At 49.9% G+C, this 23,224-nt stretch carries 22 protein-coding genes and 2 other RNA genes; 12 read left to right on the top strand and 12 right to left on the bottom strand.

Annotated features, from left to right (window positions below):
- Positions 1 to 87: 87 nt before the first annotated feature.
- Together IOQ59_RS07540 and IOQ59_RS07535 are read left to right on the top strand one after the other, a co-directional pair.
- Positions 88 to 1,392 (top strand): Na+/H+ antiporter NhaC family protein, encoded by a 1,305-nt coding sequence (locus IOQ59_RS07540; RefSeq protein WP_193952664.1) that lies wholly within the window; start codon positions 88 to 90, stop codon positions 1,390 to 1,392.
- A 471-nt stretch (positions 1,393 to 1,863) separates the two neighbouring features.
- Positions 1,864 to 2,619 (top strand): TSUP family transporter, encoded by a 756-nt coding sequence (locus IOQ59_RS07535; protein ID WP_193952663.1) that lies wholly within the window; start codon positions 1,864 to 1,866, stop codon positions 2,617 to 2,619.
- 252 nt (positions 2,620 to 2,871) lie between these two features.
- Here the strand turns inward: IOQ59_RS07535 and ffs (IOQ59_RS07530) are convergent.
- From ffs (IOQ59_RS07530) to IOQ59_RS07505, 6 genes are all read right to left on the bottom strand, one after another.
- Positions 2,872 to 2,964, bottom strand: an RNA gene (ffs, locus tag IOQ59_RS07530) — signal recognition particle sRNA small type.
- 298 nt (positions 2,965 to 3,262) lie between these two features.
- Entirely contained in the window at positions 3,263 to 3,421 is a 159-nt protein-coding gene (locus tag IOQ59_RS07525; RefSeq protein ID WP_193952662.1) for a hypothetical protein, read from the bottom strand.
- A gap of 112 nt (positions 3,422 to 3,533) precedes the next feature.
- Positions 3,534 to 4,049, bottom strand: coding sequence for a hypothetical protein (locus tag IOQ59_RS07520; protein WP_193952661.1), 516 nt, complete (start codon positions 4,047 to 4,049; stop codon positions 3,534 to 3,536).
- Positions 4,050 to 4,062: 13 nt separating this feature from the next.
- On the bottom strand, positions 4,063 to 4,236 hold the full coding sequence (locus IOQ59_RS07515; protein WP_193952660.1) for a hypothetical protein: 174 nt from the start codon (positions 4,234 to 4,236) through the stop codon (positions 4,063 to 4,065).
- Positions 4,237 to 4,240: 4 nt separating this feature from the next.
- Complete coding sequence (locus tag IOQ59_RS07510) at positions 4,241 to 4,600, bottom strand: C48 family peptidase (protein ID WP_193952659.1); 360 nt, start codon at positions 4,598 to 4,600, stop codon at positions 4,241 to 4,243.
- Between the two features lie 17 nt (positions 4,601 to 4,617).
- Positions 4,618 to 4,806 (bottom strand): hypothetical protein, encoded by a 189-nt coding sequence (locus IOQ59_RS07505; protein WP_193952658.1) that lies wholly within the window; start codon positions 4,804 to 4,806, stop codon positions 4,618 to 4,620.
- Positions 4,807 to 5,538: 732 nt separating this feature from the next.
- On the opposite strand from IOQ59_RS07505, the gene IOQ59_RS07500 reads away from it, so the two are divergent.
- Complete coding sequence (locus tag IOQ59_RS07500; RefSeq protein ID WP_193952657.1) at positions 5,539 to 6,297, top strand: endonuclease/exonuclease/phosphatase family protein; 759 nt, start codon at positions 5,539 to 5,541, stop codon at positions 6,295 to 6,297.
- Positions 6,298 to 7,151: 854 nt separating this feature from the next.
- On the opposite strand, the gene IOQ59_RS07495 is transcribed toward IOQ59_RS07500, so the two are convergent.
- The 5 genes from IOQ59_RS07495 to ffs (IOQ59_RS07475) all read right to left on the bottom strand — a co-directional run bounded on the left by IOQ59_RS07495 (position 7,152) and on the right by ffs (IOQ59_RS07475) (position 10,494).
- Complete coding sequence (locus IOQ59_RS07495) at positions 7,152 to 7,694, bottom strand: recombinase family protein (RefSeq protein ID WP_193952656.1); 543 nt, start codon at positions 7,692 to 7,694, stop codon at positions 7,152 to 7,154.
- Positions 7,695 to 7,914: 220 nt separating this feature from the next.
- Complete coding sequence (locus IOQ59_RS07490) at positions 7,915 to 8,106, bottom strand: hypothetical protein (protein WP_193952655.1); 192 nt, start codon at positions 8,104 to 8,106, stop codon at positions 7,915 to 7,917.
- A 304-nt stretch (positions 8,107 to 8,410) separates the two neighbouring features.
- Complete coding sequence (locus tag IOQ59_RS07485) at positions 8,411 to 8,914, bottom strand: hypothetical protein (RefSeq protein ID WP_193952654.1); 504 nt, start codon at positions 8,912 to 8,914, stop codon at positions 8,411 to 8,413.
- A 91-nt stretch (positions 8,915 to 9,005) separates the two neighbouring features.
- Positions 9,006 to 10,316: a DUF6538 domain-containing protein gene (locus IOQ59_RS07480; RefSeq protein ID WP_193952653.1), complete on the bottom strand. Its 1,311-nt coding sequence runs from the start codon at positions 10,314 to 10,316 to the stop codon at positions 9,006 to 9,008.
- An 81-nt stretch (positions 10,317 to 10,397) separates the two neighbouring features.
- Positions 10,398 to 10,494: signal recognition particle sRNA small type (ffs, locus tag IOQ59_RS07475), an RNA gene on the bottom strand.
- Between the two features lie 103 nt (positions 10,495 to 10,597).
- Here ffs (IOQ59_RS07475) and IOQ59_RS07470 point away from each other — a divergent pair.
- Both IOQ59_RS07470 and IOQ59_RS07465 read left to right on the top strand, forming a co-directional pair.
- Positions 10,598 to 11,521: a LysR family transcriptional regulator gene (locus IOQ59_RS07470; protein ID WP_193952652.1), complete on the top strand. Its 924-nt coding sequence runs from the start codon at positions 10,598 to 10,600 to the stop codon at positions 11,519 to 11,521.
- 212 nt (positions 11,522 to 11,733) lie between these two features.
- Positions 11,734 to 12,972 carry a hypothetical protein gene (locus IOQ59_RS07465; RefSeq protein ID WP_371871834.1) on the top strand — a complete coding sequence of 413 codons (1,239 nt, stop codon included), beginning with the start codon at positions 11,734 to 11,736 and terminating at the stop codon, positions 12,970 to 12,972.
- A gap of 28 nt (positions 12,973 to 13,000) precedes the next feature.
- Here IOQ59_RS07465 and IOQ59_RS07460 read toward each other — a convergent pair whose 3' ends face one another.
- Positions 13,001 to 14,299, bottom strand: a complete 1,299-nt coding sequence (locus IOQ59_RS07460; RefSeq protein ID WP_228050773.1) for a DUF3422 domain-containing protein — start codon at positions 14,297 to 14,299, stop codon at positions 13,001 to 13,003.
- Between the two features lie 194 nt (positions 14,300 to 14,493).
- On the opposite strand from IOQ59_RS07460, the gene hpaR reads away from it, so the two are divergent.
- The 7 genes from hpaR (at position 14,494) to IOQ59_RS07425 (ending at position 23,191) form a co-directional block, all read left to right on the top strand.
- Positions 14,494 to 14,916, top strand: a complete 423-nt coding sequence (hpaR, locus tag IOQ59_RS07455; protein ID WP_193952650.1) for a homoprotocatechuate degradation operon regulator HpaR — start codon at positions 14,494 to 14,496, stop codon at positions 14,914 to 14,916.
- Positions 14,917 to 15,236: 320 nt separating this feature from the next.
- A complete protein-coding gene (hpaD, locus tag IOQ59_RS07450; RefSeq protein WP_193952649.1) occupies positions 15,237 to 16,097 on the top strand; it encodes a 3,4-dihydroxyphenylacetate 2,3-dioxygenase in 861 nt (286 codons plus the stop codon).
- A gap of 72 nt (positions 16,098 to 16,169) precedes the next feature.
- Positions 16,170 to 16,607 carry a GlcG/HbpS family heme-binding protein gene (locus IOQ59_RS07445; RefSeq protein WP_193952648.1) on the top strand — a complete coding sequence of 146 codons (438 nt, stop codon included), beginning with the start codon at positions 16,170 to 16,172 and terminating at the stop codon, positions 16,605 to 16,607.
- Positions 16,600 to 18,030, top strand: a complete 1,431-nt coding sequence (locus tag IOQ59_RS07440; RefSeq protein ID WP_193952647.1) for an aldehyde dehydrogenase family protein — start codon at positions 16,600 to 16,602, stop codon at positions 18,028 to 18,030. The genes IOQ59_RS07445 and IOQ59_RS07440 overlap by 8 nt, the downstream gene beginning before the upstream one ends.
- A 461-nt stretch (positions 18,031 to 18,491) precedes the next feature.
- On the top strand, positions 18,492 to 20,480 hold the full coding sequence (locus tag IOQ59_RS07435) for a TonB-dependent receptor plug domain-containing protein (protein WP_193952646.1): 1,989 nt from the start codon (positions 18,492 to 18,494) through the stop codon (positions 20,478 to 20,480).
- 8 nt (positions 20,481 to 20,488) lie between these two features.
- Positions 20,489 to 21,094, top strand: coding sequence for a YfiR family protein (locus IOQ59_RS07430; protein WP_228050756.1), 606 nt, complete (start codon positions 20,489 to 20,491; stop codon positions 21,092 to 21,094).
- 6 nt (positions 21,095 to 21,100) lie between these two features.
- Positions 21,101 to 23,191, top strand: coding sequence for a putative bifunctional diguanylate cyclase/phosphodiesterase (locus tag IOQ59_RS07425; protein ID WP_193952644.1), 2,091 nt, complete (start codon positions 21,101 to 21,103; stop codon positions 23,189 to 23,191).
- Positions 23,192 to 23,224: the final 33 nt, after the last annotated feature.

Below are 23,224 nucleotides of genomic sequence, written 5' to 3'. Positions count from 1 at the left end.
TCGTTCGCGCTCCCTCGCGTCCGGCACCACAAGTCACCGGACTGACAGGAATACTGCCCGATCGGCATCTATATTCAGGAACCACTGATGAAAGCGTCACCCGTCGCTCTGTTACCACTGATACTGTTTCTCGCCATGTTTATTGGCAGTGGCATCTACTACCAGAATCAAGCTGTTGAGTTTGCCTTCTATCAGATCTCCGCTCCCGTCGCGATCCTGCCAGCCATTGTGCTGGCCATGCTGCTGGCAAAAGGTCCACTGAATGATCGGATCGAAACCTTTATTAAAGGAATTGGAGATAACACCATCATCACCATGGTGGTGATCTACCTGCTGGCAGGCGGCTTTGCCAGTGTCGCCAAAGCCATTGGTGGAGTCGACGCCACGGTCAGCCTGGGTCTGAGTCTGATCCCGGACCCACTGGTACTGCCAGGCCTGTTTATGATCAGTGCGTTTATTGCCACCGCGATGGGCACCTCTATGGGTACCATTGCTGCGATGGCCCCCATTGCCGTCGGTGTATCAGACGCCACAGGGATCGATGTAGCCCTGGCTGCCGGCACCGTTGTCGGAGGTGCGATGTTTGGTGACAACCTATCAATCATCTCCGATACCACTATCGCCGCAACCCGGACACAAGGTTGTGAGATGCGTGACAAATTCCGCCTCAACGCAAAAATTGCGATACCCGCCGCCCTACTGACACTGGGATTGCTCTTTTCCCTCGGGGGAAGCGGAAGTGTAGCCGCCAAAGAAGAGATCAACCTGCTGTTGGTATTGCCCTACGTAGCGGTATTAGTGATGGCACTGAGTGGACTGAATGTCATGCTGGTGCTATTGAGCGGCATTGTGATGGCTGGGGTGATTGGGATGAGTCAACTCCCGGATTACACGGTCGCTCAGCTGTCCAAAGACATCTATGCCGGTTATACGGGCATGCAGGAGATTATGATTCTCTCCATGTTGATTGGTGGCCTGGGTGCGTTGATGAAAGCACGCGGAGGTGTGGAATATATCGCAGGTATCATTGACCGTCTGACACGCCGCAAACACGACACCGAACCATCACCGCGTTCTGGAGAGATCAGCATTGGTGCCGCCGTTGCGCTGACCAATATGGCCACAGCGAACAATACCGTGGCGATTGTATTGAGTGGCTCATTGGCTAAAGATATTGCCAGCCGTTATGGCGTTGATCCTAAACGCAGTGCCAGCCTAATGGATATTTTCTCCTGTGTTGTACAGGGGTTCATTCCCTACGGCGCACAAGTTCTATTGGCAGCATCGATTGCCCAACTGTCGCCACTCGCTCTGGTCGGCTCAATCTATTACTGCGGATTACTGGGTATCGCGGCGATCATTTCCATTGTGATCGGCAAACCCAAAGGCTAACAACAAACGACCTTCAGAAAGCCCCGGGGCAACAGGCTCCGTGGGCTATGTTTTCCACCCACGCTAAGAAAACATCCACACGGCACATCAACACTTTCTCTTTTCCCCCATTCCACTGCTACAAACTCTTCTCAAACGGACATTGAAGACTAAGCCAAAGAGTAATCGTCCGCTTTGACTGATGTTCATAAAACTCTCGCCGATTGAATGCTACAGATACGCAAAATTCACGATTTCTGAGCGTAACTTTTAAGGCGAGAAAAGGAGTTCAAAATACACAAAACAACACCTAAAACTGATGACCAAATCCGCTCTCGATTTGGCTAATGTGAACCAATTTCAGGCGTAAGTGCTTATTTTGGCTTATATTTAAAGAGGTTGATGCGGTTTTTCCTCGCTACACAATCCCCTCATGTCCCGAGCAACTCCCACCGTTTCACCCCCGAACGTAACTCATATGAGAAACCCAACATGGAGATATCCACGACACTCTTTATCTTTCTAATTATCACTTCATTCTTTACCGGCATACTGAATGCGATTGCCGGTGGTGGCGGTATGTTAATGGTCCCTGTATTGCTCATGGCGGGCGTTCCACCGATCAATGCCATAGCAATCAACAAGCTCCAAAATACCGCTGGAACCTTAACGTCATCCCTGCACTATCTTCGCAACGGTTTTCTGGATCTGCGAAGCAACTGGCCCGCCCTGATCTTTGCATTGATCACAACCTGTCTCGGGGTGAGCTTTCTGCAGCATCTTTCGTCAACCGGGAAACTTGAGCAAGTTATCCCCTATCTGATGATCGGTATCGCCCTCTATATGGCGCTGTTGCCACGGGTAAAAAAAGGTCAAAATAACGGCAAAATCCCCGGCTGGTTATTCCACTCAACAATCGGCAGCAGCGCAGGATTTTACGGTGGGCTATTCGGACCCGGCACCGGCCCGATGGTTATCAGCGCGTTTACCGCGTTTCGTGGCTACAACCTGAAACAAGCGGTCACCAACAGTAAACCGATGATGGTCGTCATCAATACCACCGCGCTAACGATGCTGATCTTCGGTGGGTACGTCTGGTGGACGTTAGGGCTGTCGATGATGATCGGCAACATTCTCGGCGCATATCTCGGCGCCGGAATCATGCACCGCTCCAAGCATAAATATCTGAAGTTGCTAATGGTGGCTGTACCACTGATTAGCGCCATCAAACTGCTGTTTTTTATATAAATAGCTAAGATCGCTCGGCGAACAGACGTACATTTTGCAGTACCTTGAGACGATGGACGTTTTGTTCAGCCGGTAGCAAGCTACGCCAACGTACGATCTCCACTCGCGCCTGAAACGTCAGAATCCATATTTCAGTTGAAATAATGACAACGAATGCGGGTGTTCAGAGATAAAATTCGAATAAAAACAGACAGTAGGGAAACTTCAGAATGATGGAACGAGGAAGCAAGAGAGGAAAACTGGGGGTGACCCCACCAGCCACATCCCGGCACACGAATCCACCGCTGTGGCTGCTCCCTTCCGGGCCTGACCAGGTTCACGGTTTATCGTTGCGGGAGGTAGAGACCATGCGGGTTCCAGCGGTGTTAACCTAACGCACAAACGGTTCAAGTTGTGGTCTGATTATACACTCAGGGTCTCCCCTCCTGACAAGCCGTGTGTACTAAATTGTGTACTAAATTCGAGTGTCATACTCAGCGCGCAGAGCAATCGCCCACGCTTCAGGAAGTCCACGGAATGACTGCAACATCGCAGAGCCGTATAAACCTTTGCTCTGACAATACACCTGTCTTTTCCTACTTCTCTGTTTACGTGAACTCTGCCTCCTTATTGGCAAGACAACAGACAATGATTCAGCCATGCGTCAGCCTCCCTGCTTCTTAGCGTTAGACTTCGGGCGCACATCGTACAAGGGGCATTGAGTAGAAGCACAGTCAGCGACTTGTTGCCGCCAAGTGCCTTTAGACAATGGGCAGTAAATACACTCTTTACACTTATCATCAATGGCTTTGCGTAAGGACATAGGGTCATCCTCCTTTGGTGGTCAATTGGTGGGGCAAAATGAGGGCAAAACGCCACTGAGACGGGCGTTCTGTATTTAGGAAGGGTTTGGTAAGGGGCTGATGAAAAGCGGCTTAGCCTTCGTATATCAGGAGGTCACGCAGAGCTTTGACACCCTTCAACTGTCGGGCTTCATCAGTGGACATCAGGTCATCCATCAGCTTATCCCCTTGTCGTGACTGTGAGCGAGTGTCCGGGTCAGCAGTAATTTTATAGCCACCAGCAGCCGTAAGCTTACGTTTAAACTTTCCAGCATCATCGAACTCATAATTCAGCAATTTGGTAATGTCTGACAGGTAACGGCTTTTGGTAGCACTTTTCAGGACAATAGGCTCAGCACCTTTTAGTGCATCCAAGCGTTGCTTAATGCCACGGCAAGCCATGACCAAATCATTAGCGTTATCGACCAGATGAGCAACAGCACCTGATTTAACATACAGAGGCGCTGCGTTCCCAAGCTGCTGCACAGAACTCCCTACACGGGTTGAACCATAAGTCTGGTGTAGATTGTCCACGATAGCCTCAAGGGCCTGTCCCTTTGCTGGCATATCGACATCACTCAGGTACTGCTTTACTTCGTTTACATTCATTTGGTCATGCTCCTTATTCAGTTGGTAGAGGTAAGCCGAGGTCTGTGTAGACTTCAGCGATTGCTTTATTCAGTTGGGATTGATGCCTAACAGGGAGACGCTTAGCCTCATTGCGAGGCTTTGAGTCCGGGTCGATACCCAGTGAACGTAGCGCCTCCATACGCTCTTTCTCATAATCAATGACCATCTACTTACTCCATGTCAGCCGTGTGCATACCGAAGACATCAGAGGAGTAGACACCCGCGTCAACGGCTTGCTGTACGGTCATCTCAATGCCACCAATGGTCACTAGGGCATTAGGCTGCAATGCACCACCAACAACAGAGCTGCCATTAGATAAACGCTGGACCACATGGTCATTCATGCGCTCTGTTTGCTCCCAGCTTTGGATGAACTCTTGATCAGCATCATCCTGTATGGCTTGGCGTACAAGGACACCACATTCATCGTCAGTCATGTTGTTAATTGCTTCCATCTGCTGACGCTCTGTATGTGTCAGACCAAGGGAGTCGTAATATTCAGGGGTAGTTGGATTAATGGATAGGGTCATGGTTTCTCCTTAATGGGTTAGTGAGAGTCACGGTAAGACTCAAGGATGTTTAGAAGGGCTAAGGGTCTGGCTACACGCTTTACATTAAGCTCATCAGCAAGCTCAGCTTGACGCTTCTCAATGATGGCCCAGTAGCGAGCAGGTAGCCGGATAACAGCGGCACTGGTTGTAGGGTCGTGCCTTAGGTAGGACTTACAGTCAGACATTGGGCTGGCTCCTGAAAGTGGTATCAAATCTGTAAAACAAAAGGGTTTATGGTTTGCTGCTGCCTTTGCCGGGATGGGAGAGAGACACCAAAGCAAAGGTCTTACGCAGCGATAACCAAAGGAGTGCTGTAGGTCAGCAACCAGACCCTTGGTATAACCACGGGCGGGATTGGAAGGTATACCGGGAGTCTGGAGAAAGGAGACACAGGGAACGCTGAGTCTACTGAGGGAGGGACTAAGGAAAGTGATATTCTTTTCCCTATGGTGTGGGGTATCAATAGGGTGATGCCGAAGTCCAGCCACCATTGAGCAAGCTGAGCGTCAGACACTTCGTCTTCCTCAGGGGTGCTAATTTGGGCCACTGGCTCATTTTGGCAGGTAGCGATTCGATTCAGTTCATCAATGGTCTTGAGTCGTTTTGTCCCCAGGACACTTTGACTCAGTTGATCTTGCGTCATTTCAGCCACTGGCCTATTTGACGCACTTCGTCTTCCGGGCTGTCAGGTTGGGCGGCTCGCTCATCCTGACTGTTTACCCCGTTTAGACGGCTCGCTCATTTGGGGCGCTACCCATTGAGCAAGCTGAGCGTCAGACACTTCGTCTTCGCCTTGCGCCGTTTGGACGGCCCGTCCGTTTGGCGCACCTGCAATTCGGCTCAGTTCATCAATGGTCTTGTTGGCAACAGCTTGGTAAGCTGATCACTGTTGTAGAGTAGTGATTTTAAGGGACGCTATGAAGGTCATAACATGGAACTGTAACGGTGCGTTGAGGAAAAAGACCGCAGCCGCCGACTCATTTGGCGCTGATATTCTGGTCATTCAGGAATGTGAAGACCCTGCTCAATCGACCAAAGAGTATAGGGAATGGGCGGGTAGCTACCTTTGGAAAGGCAAGAATAAAAATAAGGGAATCGGTGTGTTTTCCCGCAATGGATATCAGCTTTCAGAACTGGGCTGGAATGGAGAATTTCAGATTAAGGGTCTTGTAAGCCAAAGCCCTTCATTGCGCTGGACTACTGCTGACTTAGAGTCTTTCCTACCTTGCAAGATAAACAATGAATTGACTCTACTTGCTGTCTGGACAAAAAGTGCATCTTCACCAAACTTCGGTTACATGGGGCAGTTCTGGAAGTTTCTTCAGATTCATAGGGAAGACCTCAGAAAAGACAAGACCATCATCTGTGGAGACTTCAACAGCAACGTAAAATGGGATGAGCCAGACCGTTGGTGGAGTCATAGCGACGTTGTCTCAGAACTCGCAGGCATCGGGGTACAAAGCCTTTACCACCATCAACACAAAGAGGCACAAGGTTCTGAAAGCAGCCCAACCTTTTTCCTCCACCGTAAAGAACAGAAACCATACCACATTGATTATGTGTTCTTGTCAGACGATCTAGTGAAAGACAGCAGCATTATTGTTGGTGACATAAATCACTGGTTGGAGTTCAGTGACCACATGCCACTTGAGGTAACACTGAAGGGACATTACTGAGCGTCAGACACTTCGTCCCATTTTGTCCTCAGGACATTTCGAGACACTTGTCCAGTTTTGTCCTAAGGACTTTTTTGGACATCGGAATTTGTAGCCTCTTCCGCTTGAGGAGTTCCGCTCACTGAGCAACTTTCCTCACTTGATCATTTTTGTCCTGAGGACATTTTTTATCAACAATTCGACTCAGTTCATCAATGGTCTTGCAGGTAGCAGCTTGAGCATTTTGAGCTGTAGGCTTATTTTGCCCAGACACCACTGATTCATTTGGACGGCTCGCTCATTTGAATCGCTTCGTCTTCGCTCTGTCCATTTTGGGCCACTGGCTCATTCTGGACACTTGCGATACCTGACAGTTCATTAATGATCTTGGGACATTTTGCAACAGCTTGGTAGATACATGACCATCATGGGTACGCTGGGTAATACCCACTGAGAAGCAGTGTTAGACGCTTAGCTCTACTCTGGTGTAGTAGTCATTAATGATTATTACTGTAGAGAGGAGCTTAGATTACCTCAGTGTATCTCTACTGCCGTAAGTGACACTGAGTGACTCTAAGTAGTACTGGTGTATCTAAGTGTTTTCCTTTGGAGTCTTCTGCTAGGGTGTGGGGTATAAAAACGGCAATTAACCCACGCCTTTTTGCAGGCATGAAGTGGACGGTTGGTAGTGGCTTTGGGTAGATGGTTAGGTGACTTTGGGTTGAACGCTTAGAGACATTGGGTAGACGCTGGCTTGAAAACAACAGGCCGACACCCAGACCAGTCCCAAATGATCTAAGCGCGACCGTTGTTATAACCATTTGACAGCTTCTCAGCTACGCATGGCACCGTTCTTACTCTAATGGTGTGGGGTATCAATTCAGTAGGCGATACACTGACGCTCGACCAATACCCAGCTCCTTAGCGATGGTTGTAGCTCCCATGCCCTTGGCCTTAAGCTCCTTAACCCGGTCAGCATCAATGACTCTCTGCTTCCCTTTGTACTTACCTTCAGCCTTAGCCTTAGCGATACCGGCAAGCTGACGCTCCTTCCTCAGATTGGTCTCGAACTCAGCGAAGACCCCAAGCATCTGTAGGAACGCTTTGCCTGACGCTGTGGCTGTATCAATCCGTTGATCAAGTATTTCCAGTGAAGCCCCTTTGTCTTCTAAGGTCTGCACCAGATTGGTTAGGTCATTCATGTTCCTTGCGAGACGGTCTAACTTCCAGACCACTAACTTGTCACCATCACTGATCATGTCCATTAACAGCTCAAGAACAGGTCTACCATCAGTAGTAGTTCCTGATGCCTTCTCTGTGCGTATCACTGCGTCAGGGTAAGCCTTTCTTAACGCCTCCTCCTGAATCACTGTGTCTTGGTCTAATGTTGATACACGGCAGTAGGCAAAGGTTGTCATGATGTGTCTCACTGTCTCACTTAAGTCTTAGATGTCTCGATAATATTGTCTTATTAGCTCGATAGTCAACCTTTATGAGACACTCTTGAGACGTATCGCTGAGGTATACCCCAACAAGACACTATTCTTAAACTGTAAGAGGCGTTTGGTTAAAGCCATGTGATGACATGAGAATACAGAGAACTCTGCTTAGAGAATGAAAAAGAGGGCAAAATGCCCCTTAATCAGCCACTACTCCTAACCATGTCTGGTCACGCCAAGTGGCGGTAAGCTGACCATTCCTTTGCGCTGCATCCCCTAATAGCCACTGGTAGTCCAAGACATCAACGTCAGGCGATGAGAGCTTGAAGCCAGACTGTAAGCTGATGATGTCATGCACTAACTGAGTCTGGTCGTATTGAGTATGGTTCATGGTGTGTCCTTTCTGTTCATTAAGTGATTTAAAGACACCTTACCAATAACAAATAACCCTTACAATACAACACGTTACGTTATCACAAGCGATAAGAAATGCTCTAGTGATAACGGGAGGGGCACGGGGGGAATCTCTCTAAGAGACATATTGAAAAGGGCTGACAAATTTTCCGATGTTTTCGATCAGACGATACTAAGTGAAACCGAAAGCTCTTCAAGTCCCTATCATCACCTGACCACTTCCCCGTGTCTGCCCTTAGCCAAACACAGGGAATTCCTTACTGAAACGCTGAGGTGCAGAGCTACCCAAGCAGTCCAGATACAGCACCACCCAATATTGCTGCAATCGTGGCATTGGAAAGAAGCCCTTTAATAAGTCCTTTGGCTTCCTCCTTCTCTTGAGGCGTCGCTCCTGAATGCTCAATCTTCGCTGCAAGCTCTTGAAAAGCATCCACAATGTTCTGGGTATTGCCATCCCCTACTTGTACGTTAGCCGCGTTGATGTTGTACGTCGTGTTCCCTGACACAGCTTTCTCCTTATTCTGTTTAGACTCTTTTACTATATGCACAGTGTAACAGGCAGGTATGGCCTCAACCCCTGAACTAAACTGGACATCTTGAACGACAAAGCGTACCTCTGAATTATTGGGCAAAGTTTGGATGGCAATATCACCTTCCTCAATTCTTGCTTGGTCGTTGAAAATTCTTAATGTATCTGTCCCAAACTTTGTTTTATATGGGCCAGACCTGTTCCCCCCTGAGTCCTCAAAAAATACATCATCTGTCATCATTTCCTTAAATGGCACGGTAGCCTCCTTGTGCAGTCAATAACAGTTAAACAAAACACAGTTCAGTATATTGCTATAGAAAGCGTCTAATGTCGCATTGATAATGACATCATCTGCATGTCAAAGGGATTAGATCGATCTGCTCGATAACTGGAACCAGTACGACAGGCTTGAAGTCTTTTCCATAGCGGCTAAAAGTTATCCCTCCGGTCTGATGCCCTAAGATTCCTCCAATCAGGCTCTCAGCCACTCCCTGTTGTTTCAGATGGTCAGCTACAGTATGACGGAAGCTGTGGAAGTCTTTCTTCTCATCACCACCTTTGAAGCCCAGCTTGTCACGATAGCGTGCGAACCACTTCGAAGGCGTTGCTGCGTAACCATGACGTGAGTGGCGCACCAAATCAAATAGGCGCTCATGCCCAAGCTGCCTCTGTTGCTCAACGTACTCCATGAACCCTAGAGCCTTTAGCTTGGAGTGGATCGGTATCAACCGTTCGGATGTCGGGTTCTTCAGCTTTTGGTCCGGCCTACTGGCTTGTATGTGGATACAGTCAATATCATCCACATGAATGATGTCATCAAGATAGAGCTGACAGAGTTCGTTAAGTCGAGCACCAGTATAGAGACCCATCAATGGAAGCCAGTATTGATAAGGCTTATCACCGTCTCTACGCGCATAGACTTCACTAGAGAACAGCCGCTTCAAGTCCTCCTCTGTGAACCGGCTACGCTGCTCACTGGCCTTCACACGCTGCTTAACCCTAAGTCCATCGAAGGGGTTATGGTCAATATGGCCTTCCTGAACGGCATAACTGAATACAGTTGTCAGATTCTTAACGTAGTTGTTGAAGGTGGTAATACTGATAGTGGTTTCAGCCTCCTCAATCAGCTTTTCAAGAGGCTTAGGAGACAACTGGTTCATACGAGGCGGAAGCTTTAAGGCCGTCTCTCGAAAACGCTGTGCCGCTTTCCGGCTTATCTGGTCTACCGGCTTATCACCGATGATTCTGACCAACAACTCAACCACTGACCGCTTATCAGCTACCGTCTTCTCACTGACACCTTCAAGACGCTGGGTCTTCAGATACTGGTCTGTAATTTCAGATAACTTAGGTCCAGATGAAAGGGCTACGGATGGCTCGACGGGTTGAGCAATCACAACGCTATTGGATACGACTTGTTTATCCCAAGACAAACTTTGCCAACAAACGTTAGCTCCCGTCACGGCTTGAGAGAACAAACGCTCAGCAGAAGCCAACAACTGACCGCCACGCACCATTGCTTCACGGCGGCATCGAGTCTTCAATGAGCGATGAATCTCACGCTTGCCAAGGATGGACCGTAGCGACTTAGGGACACGTAAACGGAAGTAAAAGACGTTGGATTTAGAGAGTTGAAGGTATGCAGGAGTTCGGGCCATGTGTACTACCTTGTGTACTAAAATTAATTAGCACGTCAGGAAACACCTAAAAACCCTTATAAATCAAAGAACTGGGGGTGACCCCACCAGCCACATCCCGGCACACGAATCCACCGCTGTGGCTGCTCCCTTCCGGGCCTGACCAGGTTCACGGTTTATCGTTGCGGGAGGACCAGCAGGGCCACCACAACACGGCTTAAATTTAAGCCCCATCAGGAGTTGAATAACTCAAGATAGGCGCGCAGTATACCAACATGATCTTGATTATCAAGGAGTTTCTGATGAGTGGATCGCGAAGCAATATGCTCCGTTTAATTCGATGTTTTACCCGCGTCGTTGATGCAGGAAGTTTCAGCGCTGCGGCTTATCAGCTGGGCATGAATAAAGGCGCCGTCAGTCAGGCGATCAGTACCCTGGAAGCCGAAACTAAACTGCGCCTGCTCAACCGCGATACCCGTCATGTGAGCCTGACAGAATCCGGCCGCCACTTTTATAACGGCTGTCAGGAAGTACTGCAAAGCGTGGAGCGCCTGGACGAACTGACCGACCATCTGACCGGCGAAAACAGCGGTACGCTGCGTGTCGCCTGTAGCAATCTGTTTGGCTCGCGTGTACTTGTGCCTGCGTTGAACCACTTTATGGAGTTCCATCCTCATCTGAAGATGGATCTGTGTGTACAGGATGACGTTGCCAGTATGGCCGACGGTGCTATTGATGTGACGGTGAGGATCGGATGGCCACAGGATTCATCACTGATCGCTCGCCGTTTATTTGAGACGCGACAACTGGTTGTCTCAACACCCGAGTACCTACATAAACACCGTGCACCACTTGCACCGGAAGAGCTGCGCGAAATGAACTGGCTGAGTCTGACCCGCCACCGTTTCCGCAATCTGATCACCCTGACAGATCGCGAAGATCACGAGTACAGCGTACCGCTTAATAGCCGGATGCTGACCGATAATTCGGCGATGTTGTTCAGCCTGCTGATGGCAAATAACGGGATTACCGCCCTGCCCGAATGCAATATCATCTCCGAACTGGAGCAAGGTGATCTGGTTGAGCTACTGCCTGATTTTAAACTGGAGCCACTTGGCGTGTATGTGATCTACCCATCTCGCGATAACCTGCCACAGAAGACACGTTTGTTTGTGGATTTTATGTTGGACTATTTTCGCAGCTATCCCTTCGTTCCCGACCTATAAGCGCCCTACCCGGAACAGATACTCAGCGCGCCATTTCACAAAGCGCGTTGATCCTTCCCTCTAAACATTGTTAACATGCTAATTAATAATTTATTAACATGTTAATTTATATGCTATCTCTCTTCCGCTCTTTGCCTCAACGCCCCGTAGAATGCTGGTCCGACACCCCTCTCTCAGGCATCTTGCTGTTTAGTATGTGGGGGTGGGGGCTGGTGCTGATCCATACCTATGGCCTGGTCAATACCAGCTATGTTGCCACCGTCTTGGCTTGGGTATTTGTCCTGATTGAACTGCCCCGTTTAAAGGCAAAACAACGCAAACAGATTCTGATACTCGCAGGCATCGGTATGGCCGGTGCAATCTGGGCATGGACTCAGGGATCTCAGGTCACGCTGATATCACTACTAGAAGAACATCTGAAGCTGGCCATGCTACTCACGGCGGTGAACTTTATCGTTTTGGCAACCCGATTGGAACGCAGTGACCGTCTGCGCGGGTTTCGTAGTTTCTCGCTTACCCTTGGCGGCATGCATCTGCTGGCCTCCATTGCTAACTTCTCGTCCGTCATTTTAGTGGGTGATCAGGTGCAACGGAAAGATCGGCTCGGCCTGCTGTCACGGATGATCCTGTCGCGGGGTTTTGGTCTTGCGGTGCTCTGGTCACCGTTCCTCAGCATCCTGCCACTGGTGCTGGAACAGGTTCCCTCCGCCGAGATCCATGAGATCTATCCGTATTCGATCAGCCTTGCGGTGCTGGGATTAGCGCTCACCTTGGTTGAGGCACGTTTTCGCTGCACGTCTAGTCTGACTCAATACGACGGTTACCCGCTAAAATCCTCAACGCTACGTTTGCCTGCATTGTTGATCAGCGGCGTGCTGATCATCGCGTGGATCTACCCGGAACTAACGACCATCGCGGTGGTATCCTCTCTGGCGGTACTGGTGCCTCTGATCGTAATTTCTCTGCAAAATGGCCTCGCATCTGGAGGGAAAAAACTGATCGGACATGTCACCGGAAAACTAGCTGACGCGCGCGCTGAAGTTTCACTGTTTCTCAGTGCGGGTCTGCTGGCAGGCGGTGTAAAAGCCTGCATTGGCGTGGGCCTGATTACCCTGCCGGTAACTAGTACTGATGCAACCGTCGCCGCCACAGTAATGTGGGCGATTGTGGTGTTAGCGATACTGGGAATTCATCAGTTGGCCTTGGTGGCGATTTTTGCCGGTCTGCTGGCCGATGTCACTACAACGCCCACTCTGATGGCGGTGTCGTATGTACTGGCTACCGCGCTGTCGATGTCCGGCAGCACCTTCAGCGGGCTGAGCTTTATTTTACAGGCGCGCTTTCACAGCAGTGCCCGTGAGATCCTGCAAGCTAACCTGCCGTACACAGTATTGATGCTACTGGCAGGTACGGCTGCACTCTATCTGATGGAATCACTGGGAGTGCGATAACGCACTCCCTTGCAGATGACTGGGGCACTCAATCGTCTTCGTCGTACCCTTTGAGCAGCTGGCGCACATACAGCCAGAGTACGCCTGCAATCAAAGGTACCGAGAAGCTAACACCCATCAATACGTCATTCAGCAACTCTTCACCTGGCACCGTGTTACGGATGGTGCGTTCAATCAGGTCAAAGGCATAGTAGGTCACCACGATAATGGTGAAACTCTCCAACTTGGCTTGTAACCGAAGTTGGCGACGCGCCCGGCCATTCAGCGCTTCCAGCAGATCACGGTTCTGTTGTTCGATGGACAGATCAACCTGCGACCGAATCAGCTCACTTACCCGTGCTATACGCTTCGATAGCTGCTCGATACGCCGCCCTGCTGCGTGACAGGTTCTTCGCGCCGGTTCCAGTCGTCGCTCCATAAACTGGGTGATCGTCTGTAAGCCTTCAATACGTTCCTGACGTAGCTCGGTCAACCGTGTATCCAGCAAGGCAAAGTAGGCTTCACTCGCAGAGAAGCGGTTTGCAGTATCCGCCGATAACTCTTCCACCTGTGCGGCCAGCGTCATCAGCTCTTGCAGTACTTCCGAAGGCTGCTCTTTGTTATCCGCAGTCATCCGGTGAGTAATATCTGCAAGCTGCTTATCCAACGTAGTGATCAGGGGCATCGCAGCATGAGCCGCGGGCAACGCCAACAAGGCAACGTGTCGATAGGTTTCAATTTCACAGATACGTTGTAACAGTCGACCCGCCTGAAACGGCTGTAGTGAACGATCTTCCACTAAAACCCGCACCAGCCCGTTCTCTTCACACGCAGCAAAATCAGTCCAGACGGTGGCGCCACCACTCATCACCTCAGAGGCCGCAAGCTGGCGATCACCAAACTCTTCAGCCGCAAAGTTACGCTGACCAAAGTATTTTCTGCACCACGCAAGCGGATCTTCACGGCGCTTACGAAAGATGATTTCAACACCAGCGAGCATTTTTCCGGGCAATCGGCCATCACACAACAGAGGTTTCCAGCGCTGAGGGAAAATATCCTCAGAATCAGCTCCGAAGTGATACAGCGTCAAACTATAAAACTCATTGTGCCGCTCGAAGCGCAGTGCAAACTCTTCCGAGCTTAAGAAAAAGAAGCCATCATCGTTAGCCTGTTCACCGATGCCCAACTCTGTGGCCAACTGTAAGGTCGCATGATGAGCGTCATCCATCTGCTCAGAGGGCAGAGAGATTGCCATATGCACTAGATAGAGCGGTGCCTGTACTTTCTGGAATGGACGAGCATGCACTTCATTGGTGATCTGGTCATAAAGTGCGTGGGTCTGCATCATCACTTCAGTTACAACTCCTCTTTCAAATTATTATGATCTGTTATCTGTATGACGGTGACGTGCTGCTGTTTTGCGTGAGCCAAGCTGCAAACTATCTGGTGATGCATATAGATGAATACACGCCCCGGACTTGAAAAGGGCTGTCCATCCCGAGACAATAGAACAGATAATATCTTAAGGATTACCCTGCCCCCATGCGTAAGTTCGAAGACTCTATCCCGCTGCAGCTTCTGAAAGCCCGCGAAGCCACCATGAGCTTTTTCCGACCGATCCTGCAGGAGTTCTCCCTGACCGAACAGCAATGGCGTGTTATTCGTGCGCTTAATGAATACACCGAGCTGGAATCCAAACAACTGGCTGAGCGTTGCTGCATTCTAAGCCCCAGCCTAACCGGTATTATCAACCGCCTGGAGCAGCAAGGTCTGATCCAGCGACGTAAATCCCCGGAAGATCAGCGTCGTGTATTGCTGAGCCTGACCGATCAGGCCAAGCAGATGTTCGAAGATATCAGCCCCCGTCTGGAAGCACGCTACAAGGCACTGGCTGAACAGATTTCCGAAGACAAACTGGAGCAGCTCAACGAACTGCTCGGAGAACTCTGTAAACTCAAGCCCTGAATCGTTCAGAGCAGCTTCACTATTACGTTGCACGCACTGGACAAAGATTCCTCCGGTGCGCTTCACACCCTTACAGAAATGCCCTTTCGTCCTGCGCTCTAAGACCCTATCACATCACACCACCTTAGACTAAAGGCTAAGTGTTACAAAATTAACAACACTGAGTTAGGTTTCATACGCTTGACTTTAGATAACATATTAATTAATTTACTTAACATCTTAATTAAAAGCACACCTAATGACTCTCAGAGCCGGGCAATCAGCCCCAGTCTGATCCATCATTCAAGTGCGCGATATAAAAACTGATGAGGTAAAGAGAGATGGGCGAAGTCGTACTGGCTGCAAAAATTACTCACGTACCAACCATGATATTGTCTGAAGCAGTAGAAGAAGGCCCACTGCGCGGTTGCCGCAAACAAGCAATCGATGGCTTGAAAGAGATCGGTCGTCGCGGACGTGAAGCCGGCGCTGATACTGTTGTCGTACTAGACACACACTGGTTGGTAAACGCCGGTTATCACGTGAACTCCAACACGCACTTTAAAGGTAACTACACCAGCCACGAATTTCCGCATTTCATCCAGGATCTGGAATATGACTTCGCGGGTAACCCGGCACTGGGCGATGCGATCGCTGAAAAAGCGATGGCAAAAGATGTCTTTACCCTCTCCCATCAGGTAGAAAGCCTTGATCTGGAATACGGCACCGTTGTGCCAATGCGCTTCATCATGCGTGAAGCCCCGGATCTCAAAATCGTTTCAGTTGCGGGCTGGTGTACCGTTCATAGCCTGGAATCATCCCGTAAGCTGGGTGAAGCCATCATGGAAGCGATTAAAGAAAGCGACAGCAAAGTGATGCTACTCGCATCCGGCTCCCTCTCCCATCAGATCTGGGCCAACGACGACTACGAAGCCAACAACGGCACCTTTACCATCTCCAGCGAGTTCAACCGCCAGATGGATCTGCGCGTACTGGAACTTTGGGAAAAAGGCGAAACAGCAACTTTCCTGAAGATGCTGCCTGAATATGCCAAACACTGCTCCGGCGAGGGCGGTATGCACGATACAGCCATGCTGTTTGGCGCGCTGGGCTGGGATAACTATGAAGGCAAAGGCGAGCTGATCGGAGAGTACTTCCCAAGCTCCGGTACCGGCCAGGCCAATGTAGTGTTCTCACTGTAAGACCACTGAGCACCGAGTTCAAAAGGCGACTGGGGGCTTCGGCCCCTTTTTTATCGATTATGCGGTACCTCCATGTCAGCACTCATCTCCCAATCCAGCATCACCACATCGATGGCAAATCAGTTGGCAACAGCAATCTATAACGATGCCATCCATCAGGGACTCAAGATCTGTGTCAGTGTGCTTGACCGTCACGGTTATCCACTGGCGTTTCAGCGCATGAATGGCGCGCCGCTGCATTCGATTCAAATCGCAGAAGACAAAGCTTTTACTGCCATCAGCTTCGGGCTTGCGACCCATACCTGGCAGGAACGATTAAAAGAGAACGGGCATCTGCGACAAACCCTGTCGCAGCAACCCCGGATGTTGATGATAGGCGGTGGCCTGCCCTTACACGTAAATGATGAGTTGGTTGGCGCCATTGGCGTCTCCGGCGCTTCAGAACAGCAGGACATCGACTGCGCACTTACCGGGCTTACTTTATTTTTTGCGGAGACCCAAGATGCTTAAAGCAACTTACCCTTACTTCATTGCCAACAAACCTGAAGCGCCCAATCAGGACTTAGCGGTCTATGACAAATTCAGTGGCGAACTGGCGACTCAAGTGGCAATGGCCGATGCGAGCGCCATTGATCGGGCGATTGCTGCAGCAGATGCGGCAGCAGAGCCGATGCGTAAAATGCCAGCATACAAGCGTCAGGACGTACTCAACCACTGCGTTAAACGCTTTGAAGAGCGTTTTGAGGAATTGGCCGAAGCCTTGTGTATTGAAGCGGGCAAACCCATCAAAGATGCCCGCGGCGAAGTCACCCGCCTCATCGATACGTTCCGAATTGCCGCAGAAGAAGCAGTCCGTATTAACGGTGAAGTGATTCCGATGGATATCACCGCCCGTGCGGAAGGTTACACCGGCATGTGGAAACGTGTGCCTATTGGCCCATGCTCCTTTATTTCGCCATTCAACTTCCCCCTCAATCTGGCAGCCCACAAAGTGGCACCAGCGATTGCGGCCGGTTGTCCGTTTGTCCTGAAACCTGCAAGCCTGACCCCAATCGGCGCGCTGATCATCGGCGAAGTACTGGCTGAAACTAATCTGCCGGAAGGTGCATTCTCGGTACTGCCGTGCCACCGTGGAGGCGCAGACCTGTTCACCACGGATGATCGCTTGAAACTGCTGAGTTTCACCGGTTCTCCCGACGTCGGCTGGCAGCTGAAAGCCAAAGCGGGTAAGAAACCGGTGGTACTGGAGTTGGGCGGCAATGCAGCCTGTGTAGTAGACGAAGGCACAGACCTGGACGATGCCACAGCACGTATTGTGTTTGGTGCATATTATCAGTCAGGTCAGAGCTGCATCAGCGTACAGCGAATTATGGTCCACGACAGTCTGTACGATGAGATGCGTGACAAGCTGACAGCTGCCGTGAAAGCTCTGCCAATGGGTGACCCGAAGGATGAAAACACCTTTATTGGACCAATGATCTCTGAGAAAGAAGCGACACGTTTGCACGACTGGGTCGTGGATGCCGTAGAAAAAGGGTCAACCCTGCTGTGTGGTGGTGAGCGTGACGGCGCGATGCTACAAGCGACATTGCTGGAAAACGTTGCACCGGATCTGGATGTAAACACTCAGGAGGCGTTCGGGCCAGTCGCTATCCTATCGCGTTTTACTGATTTTGATGACGCACTCAAAGAAGTGAATAACTCTGACTTTGGCTTGCAGGCCGGTATCTTCACTCGCGATATCTACAAAGCCCAGAAAGCCTGGGATGAGTTAGAAGTGGGGGGTGTTGTTATCGGTGACGTACCTTCCTGGCGTGTCGACCATATGCCGTACGGCGGTGTAAAAGACAGTGGTCTTGGTCGTGAGGGCATCCGTTATGCCATTGAAGACATGACAGAAATCCGTCTGATGGTTGTACGCGATCCTACCTGATTTTCAGCCTCCCTATCGAGCAGTGCACGTTCTGCACTGCTTTTCATTTCCCCGCGTTGTTCATCACTGCCAGCTCTATTTATGACCAAAACACTCAGTCATTCTCCTCATATATATCGAAAAGCAACCAACCTGTTTAAAAAGCATACAACCCAAATCAAATGATTGTTGATAAAGGCCAGGAAACCAGGAATTTGTCGCTATTCCCTTGTTTTAATAACTAAAAGACATGATTATGGAACACTAATTCAGGTTACGTGGTTCGAACATTTTTTAACCCGTGACACCGTGTGCCGGACATTCTTAAGAAACTAAATTGGACGAAGGCACGACATCGCCACACATTGAAATCCGGTTTCAGGGGATTGGAAGACAGTAACCATACGATCACTACATCCCTGAACAGAACTCATTTTCATTCGGCAATTAAGATAATAACAAGATGCCAGAGGTGAGAGAGCATGCAGTATCTCAAATGCTCCTTTAATACAACGTTTTTGGCGTGCGCCCTGTTCGCCATCCCCTATGAAGTCAACGCAGCATCGCTCGACGACAAAGATTTCGCTTCAATGTCGCTGAAAGATCTCGTCGCCCTGGATGTTTTTACGTCAGCATCCCTTGTTCCGACACAAACCAGCAAGGCACCAGGTACCTTATATACCTTCAGTCATGACGATTTCCAACGCTTTGGGGTGCGTCGGCTGGAAGATCTTTTGTCATTTGTTCCCGGTTTACAGCTCAACCAGTATCGCAAACGTCACCGCTCTGTCTGGGCACGGGGTTTACTGGATCGCTATAACGACAAAATGGTACTGATGGTAGACGGTGTACGAATACAACACCTCTATTACGGACACTTTGCCCTGGGTGACAATCTGCCACTGGAGTACATCGAAAAGGTTGAAGTGATCTTAGGACCGGCCTCCAGCCTGTATGGGGCCAACGCATTTGGCGGCATTATCTCCATCACCACCCGAGGCTTTACAGATCAGCCCTCTCTAGAGACTTCTGCTGAAGCCGCCAGCAACAATCGGGGGAAAGGGACTCTCTTTTACAACAGCGAGAACTTTCAGGCTTTTGGCAGCTATCTGGGCCAAGATGCACCGTTCGACGAAGACAGGAAAAGCTTTATCGGCAGTGATCTCCTTCAGCCGCTGGATGAGGATTACACCAACCTCCAGCTCAAAGCGACACCATTACCGGGGCTAACGCTGTCACTCGGGTACAACAATAACGAAACACCCTTTCTCTACATCCCACCTACACAGGATGCATTCATTAAAGAGCGCAACCTGACCCTGTCTGCCAGCTACGATTACGGTACGGTAGACACAGGACGCATAGAAAGCACTCTGTATTATCGTAACGACAAAGCCCGGGAATATGAGATAGAACAAAATACCCGTGCACTTGGATATGAGGAATACCAGAACTCAACCATGGCCGGCGCCTCAGTGACGGGGCTGAAACGCTGGAATGATCACGTCTTAGCCGCAGGAGCGAGCTGGCAATATGAAAAGGCGAAACGAACCGATTTTGAGCGTTCTTTTCATTTTCGCGATGGTTTCCTTAGCCCGACCCGCACAGGCAACTTGCTATCCGAACCGGGTATAAGCAACAACAATTTCGCAACGTTCGTACAAGACGTTTGGGAGCTTAATCCCGACCTGAGCCTGACCATTGGTGGCCGTTACGACCACTTTGAACAGTTCGGCGGTTACTTTAATTACAGGGCGGCAGCGGTGCTGACGCCAGATACGCAGCAAACGTGGAAAGTACAATACGGCACCGCCATTCGCACCCCTACATTCCGCGAATACCTTAAGGTGCTGGAGAATACCAGCTTTCAGCCTCCTGCCGTCGATGCAGAAGAGATACATCAGTTAGAACTGAGCTACCTTTATCAGTGGGATGAAGCGAACCTGAGTCTTAACCTGTTTCAAAGCCAGCTGCGTGACTTTATCCAGGAGGTACCCACGCCGGATGATGAAGATGAGTACTTTGCCAACAGTGACGATACCTATCGGATGCACGGGTTAGAGGCACTGTTCAATGCTCGCCCTACGGACAAACTAAACCTGCGTCTGGGCATCTCTTATCTCAAATCCAAGACACCAACGGGTGCGCTACCTTATCTGGCGTCCTGGAGCGGTAGTCTTAAAGTGGATTACCAGTATCACCCCGATCACACCCTTGGTTTTTCGGTAATCCACAATAACGGCCGACCAGATACTAATAGCTTTACCGCTGATGATGCCGAAGCATTCGTCGTTGCCAATTTGTTCGGCTTTGGCCAAATCACACCGGCGCTTAACTACGCCTTTGGTGTGGACAATCTGTTAGACGAAACGGTGTTTGATCCAGCGGCTGACTTTGGCTCTCAGCACAACAACGAAAGAAGCGAACGAGAGATCTGGATACGCCTACAGTGGGACAAAGACTTTTTATGATACGGTCTTTGTTTAAACGAACACCTGCACCAGACGTTGCGTTGTCGCGATTTATGCCGCTGAGCCTTATGTCTCTGGTTATTGCGCTGGTTCTGTCCATCGTACCGGTATCAGGTCAGGCCGCATCGCCAAACAAAAAGCTCAATCTGATCAAAGCGGCGTTTATCTTCAATATTGGCAAATTTGTCACCTGGCCTGACGACGTGCAGAAAGTGCGACCGACAACACTTAACATCTGCTTTTATCGCAAAGAGAGCCTGGGTCGTGGGTTCGCGTCAATCGACGGCAAACAGATCCAACAACGCAGGGTTCAAAAACACATTATCGAGAGCCTTTCCGACAGCAGTCACTGCGACATCCTGCTTATCCCGCCATCACAACTCTCCCGATTCACTGCGGAGTCAGAACAACGACCGTCTAAACCTGTATTGACCATTGCGGATATGACAGGCCAACAGCCCAAACAACGTACTTATCCCGCTGTTACGATGAATCTGGTACGTCAGGGCAAGACCATAGGCTTTGAGGTCAACCTGACAGAGGTCAGAGCACGACGACTCTCGATGAGTTCCGAGCTGCTCAAGCTGGCCAGAATAATTGATCCGGAACCCTGAGATATCATGAGTATTGGAAGAAAATCACTGCGAAAAAAGCTGATGATGCTACTCATGATCGTCAGCTGCACAGTCCTGTCCATGGTCACGCTGGGTTTTGCCATCAGCGACTGGGTTGACTCACGCAATGCAATATTCGACCGAATGCGTTCGCAGGCTGGCATTATCGGCAACAACAGTATTGGCGCATTGACCTTCCATGACGCGGATGCTGCAAAGCGAACACTGACCACGCTGGAAGCAACCGAAGACATCATTGGCGCCGTACTGTTTGACCGCCAAAAACAGCACTTTGCCGGTTACCAACGTGATAATACCGCCTTGCCTCTTACTCCTCCGACAAGTGAAGAGGGATCGCTTGGGGGCACATTGTATGTGCAACAACCTGTCACACTTGATAACGAGGTGATTGGCAGTATCGTGCTGCTTTCAGAACTGGGCAGCTGGCAACAACAGCAGATCCATCGTATGACAATTGTGATGGGGTTATTTCTTCTGTCGCTACTGGTTGCAGTACTGCTATCCAATGCCGCGCAGCGACTGGTCACCCGACCGATACTAAACCTGGCCCGCACCGCCCGTGAAGTGACAGACACCCGTAACTACGAGTTACGGGCAGAGAAAATATCAGAGGATGAGATTGGCAGCCTGGCCGATGATTTCAACGAAATGCTGAACCAGATTCAGCTGCGCGATAACGAGCTGCGGGACACGCACGCCCAGCTGGAAGACAAGGTTAAAGAGCGCACCTCAGAGCTATTGGAGCTCGCTCAACAACTCGAACACCAGGCATTTCACGATACCCTGACAGGGTTAGCGAACCGGGCAACCTTCGATAATAACCTGCAAACCGCTATTAACTTTGCTCAGCGCAACAAAAAACAGATTGCAGTTATGTTTCTCGATTTGGATCGTTTCAAAAGTATCAATGACAGTCTTGGGCATCACGTGGGCGATAAGTTACTCATTGAGATGTCCAAACGTCTCGCCGGGTGCCTGCGTAGCAGCGACACATTGTCTCGCCTCGGGGGGGATGAATTTGCAATCCTGCTACCAGACAGTTCACCAAATGCAGCAGCGGATACTGCTGCAAAGGTCATTGATACGGTCAAACAACCGATTCACATAGAGGGTTACAACCTACAGGTCACCACCAGCATCGGTATCAGTATCTATCCAAACAATGGAGATAGCGCCGCCACTATCCTCAAGAACGCCGATACTGCAATGTACAGTTCCAAGGATGCTGGTCGAAACCAGCTGAACTTCTTCAGTCAGGAGATGACCGCATGTGCAGAGCGACGTCTGCTGCTGGAAAACAAGCTTCGCCATGCGATCAGCGAAAACCTGTTTACCATCCAATTTCAGCCCAAATGGGATACCTGCAACAACCGTTTGGTCGGCGTTGAGGCATTGATACGCTGGCTTGATGACGACGAAGGTTATATATCCCCAGATGAGTTCATCCCCCTTGCTGAGGATTGTGGTCTGATCGGCACGATCGACGACTGGGTATGTAAAAACGCCTGCTTACAGATTCAATCGCTATTTGGCAGCAATCAACCGAACATCTCTCTGGCAGTCAATGTGTCCCCTGCACATGTGATATATAAGGATATCTACAAACGCGTCAGCACCATCCTGGATGAAACTGGATTTCCCGCCCAGAACCTGGAGCTGGAGATCACCGAAACAATGATCGCCTCTGAGGTAGAACGGCTTTACGAGGACCTGAATAAGATCCGTTCGTTAGGCGTAGAGATCTCGATTGACGATTTTGGCACCGGCTACTCTTCTCTCAGCCGGCTGAAACAACTGCCACTGAATACTCTAAAGATTGACCGCTCTTTTGTGCGTGACATTGGAGAGGATAGCGGTGACGAGGTGATTATCCGGACCATTATTGATATGGCGCACAACCTTAATTTAAAGGTTGTCGCAGAGGGTGTAGAAACAGATGAGCAATATACGTTCATCAAACAATACAACTGCGATCTGGTTCAGGGATATTTGTTCAGCAAGCCGGTTCCTCTGAACGAGCTAGCACTGATGCTAGATTCTCAGGTCGCCGATAGTTGTCGGCGCACGGGCTCTTGAAAATAGACACCCGACGGACCTAGCTTGATCAGC

It is taken from the genome of Pontibacterium sinense (assembly GCF_015209595.1).
GTDB lineage: Bacteria > Pseudomonadota > Gammaproteobacteria > Pseudomonadales > Balneatricaceae > Pontibacterium > Pontibacterium sinense.
This window is presented reverse-complemented; position numbering and strand designations above follow the sequence as displayed.